Annotated in this window: 13 protein-coding genes and 1 pseudogene; 2 read left to right on the forward strand and 12 right to left on the reverse strand. The window is 64.7% G+C overall.

Annotated elements, in window-relative coordinates:
• Nucleotides 1-135 precede the first annotated feature (135 nt).
• The 10 genes from Pla123a_RS14565 to Pla123a_RS14610 form a co-directional block, all read right to left on the reverse strand.
• Nucleotides 136-1698 carry a 2Fe-2S iron-sulfur cluster-binding protein gene (locus Pla123a_RS14565; protein WP_146588155.1) on the reverse strand — a complete coding sequence of 521 codons (1563 nt, stop codon included), beginning with the start codon at nt 1696-1698 and terminating at the stop codon, nt 136-138.
• Nucleotides 1698-4130: an NAD(P)H-dependent oxidoreductase subunit E gene (locus Pla123a_RS14570; protein WP_231956478.1), complete on the reverse strand. Its 2433-nt coding sequence runs from the start codon at nt 4128-4130 to the stop codon at nt 1698-1700. Before Pla123a_RS14570 ends, Pla123a_RS14565 begins: the two co-directional genes overlap by 1 nt.
• A 35-nt stretch (nt 4131-4165) precedes the next feature.
• A complete protein-coding gene (locus tag Pla123a_RS14575; protein ID WP_146588157.1) occupies nt 4166-5215 on the reverse strand; it encodes a 4Fe-4S binding protein in 1050 nt (349 codons plus the stop codon).
• On the reverse strand, nt 5212-5829 hold the full coding sequence (locus tag Pla123a_RS14580) for a 4Fe-4S binding protein (RefSeq protein WP_146588160.1): 618 nt from the start codon (nt 5827-5829) through the stop codon (nt 5212-5214). Before Pla123a_RS14580 ends, Pla123a_RS14575 begins: the two co-directional genes overlap by 4 nt.
• The gene (locus Pla123a_RS14585) at nt 5826-6665 is read right to left on the reverse strand and encodes a hypothetical protein (RefSeq protein WP_146588161.1); all 840 of its coding nucleotides are present in this window, start codon (nt 6663-6665) and stop codon (nt 5826-5828) included. The genes Pla123a_RS14580 and Pla123a_RS14585 overlap by 4 nt, the downstream gene beginning before the upstream one ends.
• A 17-nt stretch (nt 6666-6682) precedes the next feature.
• Nucleotides 6683-8146, reverse strand: a complete 1464-nt coding sequence (locus tag Pla123a_RS14590) for an outer membrane protein assembly factor BamB family protein (protein ID WP_197527976.1) — start codon at nt 8144-8146, stop codon at nt 6683-6685.
• Nucleotides 8147-8489: 343 nt separating this feature from the next.
• A complete protein-coding gene (locus Pla123a_RS14595) occupies nt 8490-8888 on the reverse strand; it encodes an FAD/NAD(P)-binding oxidoreductase (protein ID WP_197527977.1) in 399 nt (132 codons plus the stop codon).
• Nucleotides 8889-8958: 70 nt separating this feature from the next.
• The gene (locus Pla123a_RS14600; protein ID WP_146588165.1) at nt 8959-10398 is read right to left on the reverse strand and encodes an MBL fold metallo-hydrolase; all 1440 of its coding nucleotides are present in this window, start codon (nt 10396-10398) and stop codon (nt 8959-8961) included.
• 51 nt (nt 10399-10449) lie between these two features.
• A complete protein-coding gene (locus Pla123a_RS14605; protein ID WP_146588166.1) occupies nt 10450-11247 on the reverse strand; it encodes a sulfite exporter TauE/SafE family protein in 798 nt (265 codons plus the stop codon).
• Nucleotides 11248-11480: 233 nt separating this feature from the next.
• Nucleotides 11481-11702 (reverse strand): ArsR/SmtB family transcription factor, encoded by a 222-nt coding sequence (locus Pla123a_RS14610; RefSeq protein ID WP_391542503.1) that lies wholly within the window; start codon nt 11700-11702, stop codon nt 11481-11483.
• A gap of 933 nt (nt 11703-12635) precedes the next feature.
• On the opposite strand from Pla123a_RS14610, the pseudogene Pla123a_RS25170 reads away from it, so the two are divergent.
• Nucleotides 12636-12764, forward strand: a pseudogene (locus Pla123a_RS25170) (hypothetical protein); the annotation flags it as partial.
• Nucleotides 12765-12776: 12 nt separating this feature from the next.
• A complete protein-coding gene (locus Pla123a_RS25300; protein WP_391542511.1) occupies nt 12777-13376 on the forward strand; it encodes an integrase core domain-containing protein in 600 nt (199 codons plus the stop codon).
• 603 nt (nt 13377-13979) lie between these two features.
• Here the strand turns inward: Pla123a_RS25300 and Pla123a_RS14620 are convergent.
• Both Pla123a_RS14620 and Pla123a_RS14625 read right to left on the reverse strand, forming a co-directional pair.
• Nucleotides 13980-14471: an SMI1/KNR4 family protein gene (locus Pla123a_RS14620; protein ID WP_197527978.1), complete on the reverse strand. Its 492-nt coding sequence runs from the start codon at nt 14469-14471 to the stop codon at nt 13980-13982.
• Between the two features lie 32 nt (nt 14472-14503).
• Entirely contained in the window at nt 14504-14806 is a 303-nt protein-coding gene (locus Pla123a_RS14625) for an HNH endonuclease (RefSeq protein WP_197527979.1), read from the reverse strand.
• Between the last annotated feature and the right edge of the window lie 192 nt (nt 14807-14998).

The raw sequence follows: 14998 nt of genomic DNA on the forward strand, positions 1-14998 counted from the left end.
GCAGTATACTACTAACGCTTTAGTAATTCGGCTATGCCAGATCTGCGTGAGAACTTATTTGCCTGCGAGCCGCCACTTTCCACAAGCCGCACCGCCGACTGCTAGCACACGCCGCGGCGAAGCCTGGGGCCGGACCTATAGCGTTCCGTGGAGCAACAGAGCCCCGGTTGGGCATTTGGCGACGCATTCGGTGACGGCCCCACCGAGTGCGGCGTCGAGCGAAACGCCCGAGGGCGGGTTGATCCGAGTTTCAGCGCCACGACCGGTCACCGCCAATCCGACCGCCTCGGGGTCGTCCGCGGCTAGCTGGACACAGATACCGCAGAGGATGCACTTGCCGTACTCGAGGGTAACCCGCTCTCCCATCAGGCGCCCCTGGTAGCGTTTCCCTTCGCCCCGGTAGCGCAGGGCGTTGCAGTCGTACATCGCCGCGTAGTGGTGTAGCAGGCAACTGGCGAGCGCTCGGCAGTCACACTCTAGGCAGCGGCGGGCCTCGCGCTGGGCTGCCTCTTCTGGCGAGTCGCACTCGAGGAACTGCCGATCGGCTCGCACGGTCGGCTCCGTGCCGGCGCAGTAGTCGCACACCTCATGGCCCGCCAGCTTGGCCAGACGAGTTTCGTAGGAGGCGCGGCGGTCGGGTGGCGGGGCCCCGCGGAGCCAGCTGTTGATGCAGTCGGCCGCCAGCTTCCCCTCGGCGACCGATTGCACCACCAGCTTGTACGGACGCACCGCGTTGCCCGCCGCGAAGACGCCACTCTGGCTGGTCATCCGTGTCGCCGGATCAACCTTGAGGCCGCTCTTGGTCGCGGCGAGTTCGGGAAGATCGCCGTCCGCTGAGCGGGGCCTGCCGGTGGCGAGCAACACGGCGTCGTAGTCACGCGATGACAACTCGAGGAAGCCCGGCAGGTCTACCGAGTCTCCAAAACGTGTCCCGACGCCGAGTGAAATCACTGCTTGTGCTTCGCCCCGCAGCACATCGATTGGCAGCTCGTCGGCGAACGCGGTCCGCAGTCGGCCCCCCGGTTCAGACTCTGCGTCCAAAAGATCACAACGGTGGCCCAGCCGCCGCAAATGGAACACGGCGGTCAGCCCGGTCGGCCCCGCGCCGATCACCGCGACCCGCTTGCCGCTGTCAGGCGCCGTGCTGGGGCGGTAGGGAGTAGCCGAAGCGCGGTCCTTGTCCGCAACGAACTGCTTGATCTTGCAGATTGCGGCGGGGCTGTCGTGCTGCCCGCGCCGGCACGCCTGCTCGCAGACCTCGGGACAGACCCGGCCGAGGATAGCCGGCAGGGCGATTTCGCGCTTGACGGTCGCCACGGCCGCGGCGTAGTCGCCGTCGGCCACCAGCCGCAGCATATTCGGGATGTCCATCTTCGCCGGGCACGTGTTCTGGCAGGGCGCGTGGCAGTCACCCGCGTGGTCCGCAAGCAGCAACTCGATGCCCGTCCTCCGCAGGGCGTGAACCTCCGGGGTCTCCGACTCAACCCGCATCCCATCGCGGACCTTCGTCGCGCACGAAGGCACAAAACCCTCGGCGCCGTCCACCCGCACCAGGCAGCACATGCACGAGGTGTTCGGCCCGTGGTCGGCCAGGCTGCACATCGACGGCACGTCAATCCCTAACTGCCGGGCGGCGTCGAGCACGGTCGCGTTGTCGTCGACTTCGACGCGGGCGTCGTCGATCCAGAGCTGAATCATCAGGCGGCGTTCGGTTGGGTCTTGCGTCGCCGGGGCGACGCCGGGCTGGTGGTGACGATCGCCTGCTCGGGGCACGTCGTGCGGCAAGCGTCGCACCGGGTGCAGCGGTCGAGGTCGATCACGTGCTGGCGGTAGGGCGTCGGTTCGATCGCGGCGACCGGGCAGTGCTGCGCACACAGCGTGCAACCAACGCAGTCCTGGGTGACGTGGTAGCTGATCAGCGACTTGCAGCGTCCCGCCGGGCAGCGGCCTTCCAGGTGGGCCTCGTACTCGTCGCGGAAGTGTCGGAAGGTCGTCAGCACCGGGTTGGGCGCCGTCTTGCCGAGCCCGCAGAGGCTGCCGTGCGCCACACTTACCGCCAGCGACTCGATCTCAGAAAGGTCGCGCCGCGTCCCCTTTCCCGCGCACAGGCGCTCGAGCAGGTCGAGCAGCTTGCGTGTCCCGACACGGCAGAAGGTGCAGTGCCCACACGACTCCTGCTGCGTGAACTCCAAGAAGTAGCGGGCCACGTCGACCATGCAGTCGGTGTCGTCGAGCACGACCAGCCCCCCCGACCCCATGATGGCGCCCTGCTGCCGGAGCGCATCGTAGTCGATCGGGATGTCTGAGAGTTCGGCCGGCAGGCAGCCCCCCGACGGCCCGCCGATCTGCACCGCCTTGAAGCGTCTGCCTACCGCCACGCCGCCGCCGTACTCCTCGATCAGCTGACGGATAGTAACGCCCATGGGCGCCTCGACCAGTCCGCCGCGGCGGACCTTGCCGGCCAACGAGAACACCTTGGTCCCCTTGCTCGACTCCGTGCCTAGGGCGGCAAACGACGAGGCGCCGTGCCGCAGGATCCACGGCACGCAGGCGAGCGACTCGACATTGTTCACTAGCGTAGGACGGCCCCACAGCCCCGACTCGGCAGGGTAGGGGGGCTTGCTGCGCGGCGTGCCACGGCGTCCCATCACCGACTCGATGAGGGCGGTCTCCTCGCCGCAGATGAAGGCCCCGGCCCCCTCGACCACCTCGACGTCAAACTCTAGCGAACTCCCCAAGATGCCCTTGCCGAGGTAGCCCTTGGACCGCATCTGATCGACCGTCTCGCGCATCCGCTGCACGGCGACTGGGTACTCGTTCCGGACGTACACCACCCCACGGTTGGCGCCAATCGCCCTGGCGGCGATGAGCATCCCCTCGAGCACGCCCGCCGGCGCCGACTCCATGATCGACCGGTCCATATAGGCTCCGGGGTCCCCCTCGTCGCCGTTCGCTACGACGTATTTCTCACCCGATTGCTGGCTCACCACCCGCCACTTCCGCGCCGTGGGGAACCCGCCGCCACCGCGGCCCCGGAGTCCGCTCTGCTCGATCTGGTCGATGATTTCTTCTGGACTGAGAGCCGAAACACACCTGGCGAGCGCGGCGAACCCGCCACTGCGTTCGTAGTCCTCCAGAGTCGAGTGCGCGCCAGCACGCCAGCCGGCAGTAACCACGTTGGGCAGGCCGCTTGGGCCTTCGAGCAGCGGTGTGCCCGACTCGATCGGGGCCGCGGTCTTTTTCCTGAATGGCCGGTAGCCTCCGCTCCGCCGCTTCGACTTGTCCAGGCAGTGGGCAATGATCTCTGGCAGGTCCTCTACGCTCACGTTGGCGACCAGCTCGCCGTGTTGCGATACCGCCGGCGCCAGGTTGCAGCAACCCATGCAACCAACGGTCTCGACCGTGGCCTGCCCGGTGGGGTCGGTGTCGTCGCCGGGGGCGATCCCCAGCCCGCGTTTCAGCTCCTCCAGCACGCGGTCGGCGCCCGCCACGTGGCAGGCGGTCCCGCGGCAGACCTCGACCAGGTGCTTGCCGCACGGCTTGGTGCGGAACCGGGCGTAGAATGAAGCCACCCCGGCAAGCTGTGTCGGCGTCACCTCGGTAAGGTAGCACAGCTCGTCGAGCGCCGCGGGTGGCAGGTAGCGGTACTCTGCCTGAACGGCGTGCAGGAGCGGGATCAGCCGGTGGGCCTCGCGGCCGACGCGGTCGACTATCTCTCGCAGCGGAATGAGGTCGACCTCGGGCGCGGTTTGGTCGTCGCCGCGATTCGGATCGACCGGCGTTTCTGCTGGGTCGGACAGGGGTTCGACAGGCGCCCGGGGCATGCAGCGGTCGAGCGTCGCCGGCAGGGGCGGCTTGGTCCCGGCTGGCCGCCGGGTCGCGACGACCAGCAGGGCCGCGGCCGCCACCGCGGTGATGCCCAGGACCCGCTCACGGTTACGCAACCGGAGCGATTGGCTGGTCTGACGCTCGACCAATCGCTCCAGCGCAGGCGCTGATGCAGCGTCTTGCTGCGCTGCGGCCTCGGCCTCGCTCAACGCCTGAACCTCGGTTGTTCGGTGCGTCGCCCACCGCAGGTGGTCAGTCAGCAAGCAACCAACACAGACGACCAGCGCAACAACGGCGGCCAAGGCGCTGACCCTGCGGAGTTCGCTGCGAGGAAGGCTCATTCGTTTCCCCCGGACCTCTGGGCGACACATTTCGCGCTCGAAACTAGTTCGTCTAGCTCTACCAGTTCGATTTCGCCCCAGGCGAGCTGCTGCCGCGGGCAATGTGCGAAACATCGTGCACAGGCTAGGCACTCGCTCGGCTTTGCGCGAAGGTCTTTGATCGCCCCAAACGGGCAGCTGTCGACGCACAGGCCGCAGTCGAGTTCCTCGTCGGGCGTGATCCGCACGGGCCAGATCGCGAACCGCGAGACTACCGATATCAACCCACCGTAGGGGCAGAGGTACCGGCAGTAGGGCCGCCCGACCACCGTGCCAAGCAGCAGCAACGCGACGCCGACTCCCAGCATCCAGGCCGGTCCGTTCAGGCGGAAAAACCCAACGAACGGGTCGAAGCGGCAGATAACAAAATCCCGCTGGCCGGCGGGCAGGACCGCAAACCAAACCGCCAAACCGAGGTACACGTACCGGAACATTCCCAGCCAGCGGTCAACTCCCTGGGGCGTCTGCACCGGGCGCAGCAGAACAAGGTCCTGGATGGCGCCGAGCGGGCAAACCCCGCCACAGAACACCCGGCCGGCCAACAGCGAGGCTGCCAGCGGCAGCAGGAAGAAGGCCAGCACCACCATTGGGGTGGCGAGCGATGCGTCGGATAGCGACGCGGCGACATTCTGCGTCGCTCCGATCGGACAGACACACCCCTGCCGGTAGAAGCCGAAGTAGGCGAGCGAGGCTAACGTCACCGCGGTCACCACCCACCGCCGACGACCGCGGCGGGAGACCCAGGCGATCGCCGCCATACCGCCGATTAGCAGCACCACGTCGAGCATCTGCAATGCCGCCGAGCGGGGGCTGGTACGCTGCACCTCGGGTGTCTGGTAGCCGGCGCCGATATCGTCCGGCTGAGGCGCCGAACTCACAGGGCGATCGTACGCCTCCTGCCCCTCGACGCCCGTGGCCAGCGCAAAGAGAAACGCGAAGGCCAGCACCACGATCTCTAGAGACGCGGCGCGTCGGAGGATTGCTGCAAGGGAACTCAGCGGAGTCACCCGTGCGCCCCTTCCAGCTTGGACGCGGGCGGCGGCTCGGGACCGACGCGGCGGTAGGCGTCCTCGGGGCAGTTGCTGGCGATCGTGCAGCGGTTGCACCGCAGGCACAGATCGTGGCGCACTTCCAGACGGATCGACCCCAAGCCGGCGGGGTCTTTGCACTCCATTACGCACCGGCCGCAGCCGTTGCACTTCTCCTCGTCGATCGCGTACTCGTAGAAGTTGTTGAGCGGGTCGTAGGGGTCGACCTCACCGATCGCGGTTCGTGTGATCGCATCGCGGGGGCACAGCTTCTTGGTCGGCAGCCCATCCGGGCCAACCGGGCTGAGCACATCGAAGTACGCCGGGCAGATGCAGCAGCGGCCGCACTGCGAGTGGTCGTTGACGGCCCGGACCGCGGAGAGCGGCAGCACGCAGCTTGTGGCGCAGCTTTCACACACATTCGAAGCCCCGGTCACGCCCAGACGAATATTGACGCAGCGGTTGGCCTCGATGGTCCACGCGTCCTGGGCGCACGCCCGACGGCCCAGCTCGACCCCGACGCCGCCGATGGCGATTGCGCAGGCGGCCCGGCCCGAGTGGCTCAGAAAATCGCGTCGGCAGGACTCGCTCATTGCTGTTGCTCCTCGCCGCTCAGCAGTTGGAACACGTGCACCTCCCGCCGCAGCGGGTCGGTGGCGTAGAGCCTCCCGCGGGAGTCGAACGCCAGGTCGATGTTCTTGCTGTTGGCATCAAAGCACTCCTCGCCCGCCGACAGCAGGAAGTGGCCTGCCTCGTCGTACAGCTTGATCCGTGGCGGGGCCTTCTCGCTGACCGCGACGGTCCCGTCGGCGGCCGCGGCGATGTTGGTTGGGTTGCAGCACCCGCCGAAATCGGCCGCGCTGTGCATCCCAAACCGCCCCCACTTGTTGACCAACCGACCATCGGCCCCGTACCGCTCCACGCGGTGCTTCTGCGGGTGAGCCAACAGCACGGTATCGGTGCGCGGATCGGCGACCAGGTCGAGCACGCCATTGGGGATCATGAAGCCGCGGGTATTGGCGGACGCCCCCATTTCCCCAACGTGTTCGCCTGTCGTCGAGTACAGGTGCACCTCCTTGTGGGTGGCGTCGGCCGCCGCCAGAAGACCATCGACAACCGCAATCGCGGTCACCCGGCCAAGCCGCTCGTGATCGTCGATTCGGGCGAGCTCCTCCCCGTTTGCCGAGAACGCACGCAGCTGGCCGTCGAAGCCGACCCACACCGAGTCGCCCTCCGCACACACCGACCAGCCCAATGCGGGCAGCTGGAACTCGTGCTCAAACTGTTGGTCGGCCGAGTACCGCCGCACCAGGTTGTCGCCTAGCGTGTAGCAACGATCGCCTGCGTCGACCGCAACCCCAGCGAGCCGCATATCGAAGAGGGCGCCGCCTCGGGGGCCGGCGAGCGTGCTTGCGTGAACGAGTTGCATCGGTGGCATTTCCCTCGCTAGTTCTTGGGGCCCGGGCTGGCGGCCAGCGGCTCTCCGTGCGCCTCGACATCTAGGCAAACGAGCCTGCCTAGGTCTCGCACCAGCAGCTTGCCGGCCGACACCACCGGCGGCGCCCAGACGTCGGGCCCCGAGAGTATCTCGGCCTCCGCGAGCTGGCGGTACTCACCCGCCCCGGCGTCGATCAGCCGCAGGGCGCCGCTCTTGCCGTCCAACGCGATGAACATGCTATCGGCCAGCACGTACCCGCCCATGCCAAACGACGCTTCGCGGCCGCTGGTCCACAGCTCACTGCCGTCGAGGTCCAGGCAGGTCCACATACCCCGCTTCGACTTCCCAACCCCGTAGACATGGCCCTGGTAGTAGATCGGGGTGTGCACCTCCGAGTTCCACCCACGGGGCGGGGGCGGGAACGCCGCGACCTCCGCGGCCGACCATTGGCCGTCAACGCGCGTTACCTGGCAGACGACGCTCTGCGCGTGGTAGCCGCTGGTCAGCAGCAGCCGTCCTTCGCCGAGCGGCAATGGCGAGGGCGCCACTGCCGTGTTGAACTTCCAAGGGAATGACCAGAGCTGCTCGCCGGTTTCGGCCGAAACTCCGACCAGTCCCTGCAGCGTGAGGTACGCGTACTGCCGCTGGCCGTCGATCTCGATCGGCATGACCGACGAGTGCGAAACCGGGATGGCGTCGGGGTTGGGGGTCTCCCAAATCGTGTCGCCGGTCGCCTTGTCGAGCGCGACCAACAAGGCCCGGCCCCCGACCGCCACGATGAGCTTTCCGTCGTCAATCAACGGGCACTGCCCGCTGTACCAGGCAGGGATCGGGCTGTCATACGCTTGCGGCAGACGGACCTTCCAGATCAGCTTTCCGTTGCGGGCATCAACGCAATGCAGCTCGCACTTGGGGTCGATCGAGAACACAAAACCGCCGTCGGTCGCCGGCGCCGATCGCGTGATGGCGTGGTTGGGGCGGATGCGTTTAGGGACCTTGTACGCCCACTGCTCTGCGCCGCTCTCCAGCGATAGGCAGCGGACCATCCACTCGCTCTGCTCTTCGTCGTAGTCGTTCAAGAAGACGCGGTCTCCCACGACCGACGGCGCCGAGTAGCCCTGGCCTACCGCGACCTCCCACAGCTTCGGCGGGCCGTCAGCGGGCCACGAGCGGGCCAGTCGGACACTGCTGCGGACGACTCCGTCGCGTTTCGCTCCGCGGAACTGTGGCCAGTCGTCCTCTGACAGGGTATCCGGCTTCGGCAGGTCTGCGGTCGCGACGACGCCTCTTTGACGTGCGCCGCTCTGACGTGGGCCGCTATCGGCAGTTTGCGGCGGCTCGACCGGACCGACACCTTTATCCGGCGAGGCGTTCGCCGGACGGGGAGAGTCGGCAGCCGGCTCCGGGCTGCAGCCCAACGTCCCCCCGACAAGAATAGAGAACCCCAGCACTGCGACTTGTTTGGCGGTCATGGCTAATCGAGGCAGCGACGAAATACGCCCTAGAGACAAAGTGATCCACTTTGTGTCCACGGGCAGCACCATTCATGCCGAACCAGCCGAGAACCGATCGTCGTGCGTCAAACACGTGTCAAATCAACTCGATTCTCCGGCACGAGGGATTTGACTAGACAAGCTCGTTCGTCGAATCGTTCGAAGTCCGCACGCAGAACGTGCGAATACGCACGGCCGCTGTGGAAGACCTGCAGCATCGCACCCCCTCAAGGCTGTGCTCTGCTCATGGCTTGGGCCCGCTGTGGCGTTAGTCGAAAAACCGCCGCCGGTGCGACCTCCTCAACGTAGGGGGCGATGCGAGCTACACGCGGCCCGTGAGCATCCCGTGCCAGTACAATGCCGGCAGGCCGAGCTGCTTGAGCAACAGCATGCTGGTGCGTTCCTTCGCCTGGTTGAACGGTAAGGTCTCTTGCGGCGTCTTGTCGCAGTCGAACTCCTCCAGCACGAGGCTATCGTAGCCGGTCACAACCGGGCAGGACGTGTAGCCATGGTAGGCGGCGGTCGGCGCGTGGGCCTCGACCACGGCCAGCAGATTCTCGACCAGCAGCGGCGCCTGCTTGCGGATAGCTGCGGCGGTCTTTGAGGTCGGCAGGCGCGAGGCGTCGCCGATCCCAAACACGTTCGGACGCCGGGTGTGACGCAGCGTGTGCTTGTCGACGTCCACCCAGCCGCGGGCAGTGTGCGGCGAACGGTGTTCCAATCCGCTGCTACTGGGGCTTGCATGGGAGCCCTGCTCTAATGGCAAGCTCTAGCTCTAGGAGAAGCAACCATCAATGCGAAACGCAGGCAGAGCCGCCCTCGCAAGCCCCCCCGAGCTCAGTAGGGAATCCGGCTTTCTGCCAGGCGGCGTAGCCCCCGGTCATGTTGATAACGTCGTAGCCCGCGTCAGTAAAGACGCTGGCCGCGATCGACGAACGCATGCCGCTCTGGCACTGCGTCACCACTGGCTTGTCACGGGTGATCTCGCCGTGGGAGTCCTTCAGCTTGCCTAGGAAGTAGTGCTCTGCCTGGGGGATATGGCCCGCTTCCCACTCGCCCTGGGCACGGACGTCAACCAGCGTCACGTCGCCAGCGGCGATCTGTTCGGCCAGCTCTTGCGGCGTCGCGGTGCGGTACGCCCCCTGCATCAGTCCGGCCTCGGCCAACTCGTTAGCGGAGAAGACGCCCACCACCTCGTCGAGACCGATCTTGTTGAGCACACGCACCGCCTCGGAGAGCTGTCCCGGCTCGGCGATCAATCGCAAGGGCTCGTCGTAGTCGAGCAGCCAGCCGGCCCACCCCGCCAACATGCCCGCGGGAATGTTGAGGGTTCCAGGGGCGTGATTGGCCGAAAAATCCGCGGGCGCACGGAGGTCGACAACCGCACCCTCATCTAGCACCTTGTCCAGGCAACCCGGCTCACAGTACTTCGGGGCGACATACGGGCCGAGCACCTTCGGTCCCTCCTTGTTCACCCGCTTCATCACGGCAAAGTACCTAGGCGCCTCAGGCTGGTCGGCGAGGATGTAATGCACAAACTCCTCTTCGTCGTGGTGCTGAAGGGCAGGGTTGAACAACTTTTCGTACCCAACGGTCGATGAAGGGATCGCACCCAGCCCCTTGCCGCAGGCGCTGCCGGCGCCGTGGGCCGGCCACACCTGCAGGTGGTCCGGCAGGTCGCGGAATCGCTCGACCGAGTGAAACAGCTGGCGGGCCCCCACCTCGGCGGTTCCCATCATGCCCGCTGCCTCCTCCAGCAGATCGGGTCGCCCGATAGACCCGACAAAAACGAAGTCGCCGCTGAAGATGCCCATCGGCGAGGTGGCTCCGCCCCCGCGGTCGGTCAGCACAAAAGAGATGCTCTCCGGCGTGTGCCCTGGAGTGTGCACAACCTCGAAGTCAATCTTGCCAATGCTAAACTTGTCGCCATCCTTACACAGGCAGTGGGAGTACTCCGCCGCATAGCGGTACTTCCATTCCGCCGGCCCCTCGTCGGACACGTACAGCTTGGCGCCGATCCGGTCGGCCAGCTCCCTCGCCCCCGACACGTAGTCGGCGTGGATGTGAGTTTCCGCCACGGCGACAATCTTGACGCCTTCCCGTTCGGAGGCCTCGAGGTACTGACCGATGTCACGGCCCGGGTCGACGATCACGGCTTCTTTGGCCCGCTGGCAGCCAACCATGTACGAGGCGTGCGCGAGCGTTCGGTCATAAAAATAGCGGAGTAGCATAGGAAACTCCTTTTCTGAGTCAGGTTTCTGATAATTGCCAGAGGCCTTAACCTAGGCCAGAGACTTGATCACGATGAATCCCGCCACCGCGACCATCGCGACGGCAAATATTTTCTGTAGGGTCGAGCCAGAAATCATGGCCGACACCCGCGACCCCAGCTGCATCCCGACGACGCCGCCGGCGGCAAACAGGCCCGCGACGTCCCACGAGAGATGCCCACCAGTCGCGACGTAGGACGCGACGCCCGAGACGCTGATCAGGAAGATCACTAGCAGCGAGGTCGCCACCGCGGCGTGGATTTGTAGTCCACCGAACAGCACGAGCGCCGGCACGATAACGAATCCGCCGCCCACCCCGAACAGCCCCGATAGCACCCCCGTGGTGAGCCCAAGCACGCTGAGCAAAGCCACGCACCGTGGGCCCAGGCTCGGCCGGCCGTGCTCGTCGCGGTGGCAGACAAAGCGGCCCGCGTCGGATTCGTCGAGCGGCTTGGCTCGTGAATTGGTCCACATACGAGCCGCGATCACCAGCATCAGGCCGCTGAAGAGCAGCAGCAGCGTCGCTTCTGGCAGCAGCCTCGCCAGCCGCGTCCCCAGCGGCGCCCCGATCATGCCGGCCACCGCAAACAACAGCCCGGTGCGCAGGTCCGCCTCTCCGCGACGCAACCGCCCCACCGCTCCGAGAAACGCGGTGGTCCCCACCGCGGCGAGCGACACCCCCACAGCTTCCCGCGGCTGGAACGACAGTCCGTAGACCAGCAGCGGCACGGCAAACACGCCCCCGCCGCCTCCGGTGAGACCAAGGGCGAAGCCAATGGCGACGCCTCCTGCTATCGCTAGACCCAACACGATTCAGCCCCCCAGGGAGGAAACGGCGGCAATCGCCACCTCGCTACACCGAACTCGCTAACTCTGGTTGCTCCGGCCTTGTCCGACACACTCTCAGACGGCGACGGCAAAGCCCACTAGAACTGTCGATTCAGCAGCCGGAATCAGCCCGAGTCGGCCGGTCACGCCCAAAGCCAATCCCATCGAGTCAACAACTAGCGACATGACGACATGTCGCCGCAAAAAAAGACCCGCTAGCCGACAACGTGCGATTCAAAGCGACTCTCGATGCGGTCGAGAAAACGCTCCAATTGCGGTCCAGCAATCTGGTAATACACTTTCCGCCCTTCCTTCTCACTTGTAAAGAACCCACACCGCTGCATCAGAAGCTCCGAGGCGACGTTCTGTAGCTCTCGCACGCCGCAGTCTTCTGCTAGCTCGCCTACGGTGTACCGATGGTGCAGCAGCAATTGCACCATCCGGATCCGCGCCGGGTGCGGAGGCATTCCGCTGCTTTCAATAGCGACTCTGAATCTGCCGGCGGAAGCTTCCTCCCCGTGGCGTTCTTGGTTGCTTTTGCGGCCATGAGTCCCGCTCACACACCATTGTATCGTCACCTCACGACATGTCCACTAGTATTTCCACCCGGTAGCCAAGTTTGTACTCCGCAGCTTCCTGCAACGCGTTCTGCCCCAGCCAACCCGAGAAGGGCGAAAAGACAACACCCAACGACAGCCCATCCACGGCCTGCATACTTAGGCAGACCGTCTGCCGCTCTGTCGAAGAGCACCGGAGGCAGGGCAGGGGACCGCGGGCAATCCGCCACCCGGCACAGTCCGCAGCAGCGGCATGTCAAGCGGTTGAAGAAACCCACTTCCAGCGAATCAGCGAGAACGGCCTAGCTGGCCACCGATTCAAAAGTCGGGGCAACTGGACGCCAGTTGAACTCTTCCTGCGCAGGCTTGTCGAGCTAACGATCTCGCAAGCTAAGGCACTCACGGAGGTTATGCAAGATCCGGACTGAGCAGGAGACACGGCGGCTTGGCCGTCGTGCAGACAGAGGCGACAATCGACAAGACTCCTACCGAGCAGGTCCGTCTGCCGCCACTTGAATCAAGTCTCTGCTTTCCATGATCTTCGCACGGGCGCTCTATTGGGCTTTCAGGGCTGCATTAGTTCCGCGGGCCTGCCTGATCGCCGAGAACGCCGCGTTGCGGCAGCAGTTGGCTTGTTACCAACGTACAGGGCGCCGGCCGCGGATCGGGAGGCTGGACCGTGTCTTCTGGGTGGGGCTGAGGCGGTTGTGGGGAGACTGGTCTTCGGCCCTGGTATTCGTGCAGCCGGACACGGTTTGTCGGTAGCATCAGCGGGGCTTCCGCCTCTTCTGGCGGTGGAAGTCGCGGCGGCCCGGCAGGCCACCTGTGGACGCCGAAGTTCGTGCGTTGATCCGGCGGATGTCGCGTGAGAACCCGCTGTGGGGAGCGCCGCGGATCCGGGCGGAGCTGCGACTCTTGGGCTACGAGGTCGCCAAGTCGACCGTCGCCCGGTACATGGTGCGGCGTCGCGGGAATCCCTCGCCCGGCTGGAAGACGTTTCTTGCCAACCACGCTCACGAGATCGCCGCCTGCGACTTCTTTGTCGTGCCGACCGCCACCATCCGGTTGCTGTACTGCTTTGTCGTGCTGTCGCACGACCGCCGACGCTTGCTGCACTTCAATGTTACGAGCAATCCGACGGCGCGGTGGACGGCCCAGCAGCTCACCGAGGCGTTCCCGTTCGACGAGGCGCCACGCTGTTTGCTGCGCGACAACGACGCGATCTACGGCCAGGTATTTCAGCAACGCGTCGCGGCGCTCGGGATGGAAGATCGCACGACCACGCCCGGCTGTCCGTGGCAGAACCCGTACGTCGAGCGGCTGGTCGGTTCGGTGCGACGGGAATGTTTGGACCATGTGATCATCTTGGGGGAGGATCACCTGCGCCGCGTGCTCAAGGAATTCTTCGCTTACTACAACGGTCGTCGCGCGCATCAAGGTTTGGATGGCGACACGCCGCTTAGCCGAGAGCCTGAGCCGCCCGACGGTGGCCCTGTCGTCGCCACGCCCGTGCTCGGTGGTTTGCACCACAGCTACTCACGCCGCGCGGCGTGAGAGTCTCTTTTCTGTTGCCCGCTGCGCGGTCTGGCTCGGCGTCTGCACTGAGTGCGAAAACCACTTCAAAATGGGCGGCGCGTGGGCTTCGCGTCGCTCGCTCCACGGTCGCGTTCCACGACGATGCTTCCTTGAACCTGCGTCGTAGAGGTTGCCCAGCTTCCCAGATTGAGTTTTCGGGAGGGACAACCATCTGCGCCGCGTGCTCTCGCAATTCTTCGCCTATTACAACGATCGCCGCGTGCACCAAGGTCTCGATGGCGACGCGCCCACGGGCCGCAACTAGGAGCCGCCCGAGCTTGGCCCGGTCGTGGCCACTCAGGTGCTCGGCGGTTTGCACCACAGCTACTCACGCCGCGCGGCCTGAGAGTACCTTTTCTCGTCGCCCGCTACGCGGGCTGCCTCAGCGTCTGCGCCGAATGCGAAAGCAGCGTCACTTTAAGTCGTTGACGGGCTTTCTGACGACCGGCGGTCGTCTGTTTTGCAGCTCCGCTTTTCTCCAAGGTTACTCCGCGACGCCTTGCCCAGCTTCTCGAATTGGGTTTTCGGGAGGGACAGGGACAGGCAACGGACTAGGGTACAAGGTGTCGATAGACCAACTCTTCACAGCCGAGGCAGCATGAGAGAGTCAAAGAACTCTGCAAAGTCGGGCGCAAGGACCGTAATTCCTTCGTTCCGCATTGCCTCCTTTTTCACTCTCGAAGCCCCTAGCAACCCAGCGATCTCCTTGTACTCGATTTGTCCCTTCTCGTTGCCCGCAATCCTAAGGAGGAGCAAGTCATCTCGACAGCATCGCCCGATAGCTAGAGTGTCGTCCGGAACCAGGCCGGCATACTTGAAGAGTGTGAATGCCAAACTTTCGTGGTCTGCAAACTCTGAAGGTTTAGCTAGATTGTTATCTACCCAGCACAGCCAATCCACCCAATAGTCAGTATCTGAACCAATCGCAAAAACATTCCTCGCCGGCAGGCCGCCATTGTGACAACTCAAGAAATCCTTGTACTCCGATGGCAGTTGACAATCAAGCTGCAGTTCCAGATTGTTAACTTCGGACTCTGAAATCGGCACACGCCGTCTCGCCATGTCGAATTCCATATTGCATTCCCTGATAGTACGAGTTGACAACTTTACCTGTATCCACCGCCCCAGATCTTTGCTCCGCCAGAATGACCAATCTTGTCGTGAACTGAAAACGGGACGAGATGCATCCATCCTTTCTTGTTATCGTGATGCCAAGTCATCGGTTCATTAATCCCCGGCTCTTTGGTCCAGTCATATCCAGCAGGCTTTCCAAGTTCCCTGTTGGCCGCCGCATAGTCGGCTCTCGGATTTCCTGTCGGCTTGATCTTAACTTTCCTCTTTATAGCAGCGTCCCCAAATTGAATCAGCCTCCCGTATTTCGGATGGCGGAAGACCTTGACGGTGTGCAAGTATCCCGTTGCATCGGCTATATGTATCAGATGTGAATAGCTAGCCCGGTAGTTTGCAAACCGCAATGCAGCTTGCTTGGCCCTCCCGGCCAGACTACGCCCACTAGAGCAGGAAACGGGGACAGGTCCAATACTGTTCGGCCCAAGATATGTAGCGTTTGTGGCGTGGGTCTAGAGGAGGAGGGTCGCGTG

Origin of the sequence: Posidoniimonas polymericola (assembly GCF_007859935.1) — a bacterium.
GTDB classification, from domain to species: domain Bacteria; phylum Planctomycetota; class Planctomycetia; order Pirellulales; family Lacipirellulaceae; genus Posidoniimonas; species Posidoniimonas polymericola.

Coding starts and splice junctions, on each gene's coding strand:
- Pla123a_RS14580 (WP_146588160.1), bottom strand. CDS start 5,829: ATGAGCGAGTCCTGCCGACGCGATTTTCTGAGCCACTCGGGCCGGGCC.
- Pla123a_RS14590 (WP_197527976.1), bottom strand. CDS start 8,146: ATGACCGCCAAACAAGTCGCAGTGCTGGGGTTCTCTATTCTTGTCGGG.
- Pla123a_RS14600 (WP_146588165.1), bottom strand. CDS start 10,398: ATGCTACTCCGCTATTTTTATGACCGAACGCTCGCGCACGCCTCGTAC.
- Pla123a_RS14565 (WP_146588155.1), bottom strand. CDS start 1,698: ATGATTCAGCTCTGGATCGACGACGCCCGCGTCGAAGTCGACGACAAC.
- Pla123a_RS25300 (WP_391542511.1), top strand. CDS start 12,777: ATGGTGCGGCGTCGCGGGAATCCCTCGCCCGGCTGGAAGACGTTTCTT.
- Pla123a_RS14620 (WP_197527978.1), bottom strand. CDS start 14,471: ATGGAATTCGACATGGCGAGACGGCGTGTGCCGATTTCAGAGTCCGAA.
- Pla123a_RS14585 (WP_146588161.1), bottom strand. CDS start 6,665: ATGCAACTCGTTCACGCAAGCACGCTCGCCGGCCCCCGAGGCGGCGCC.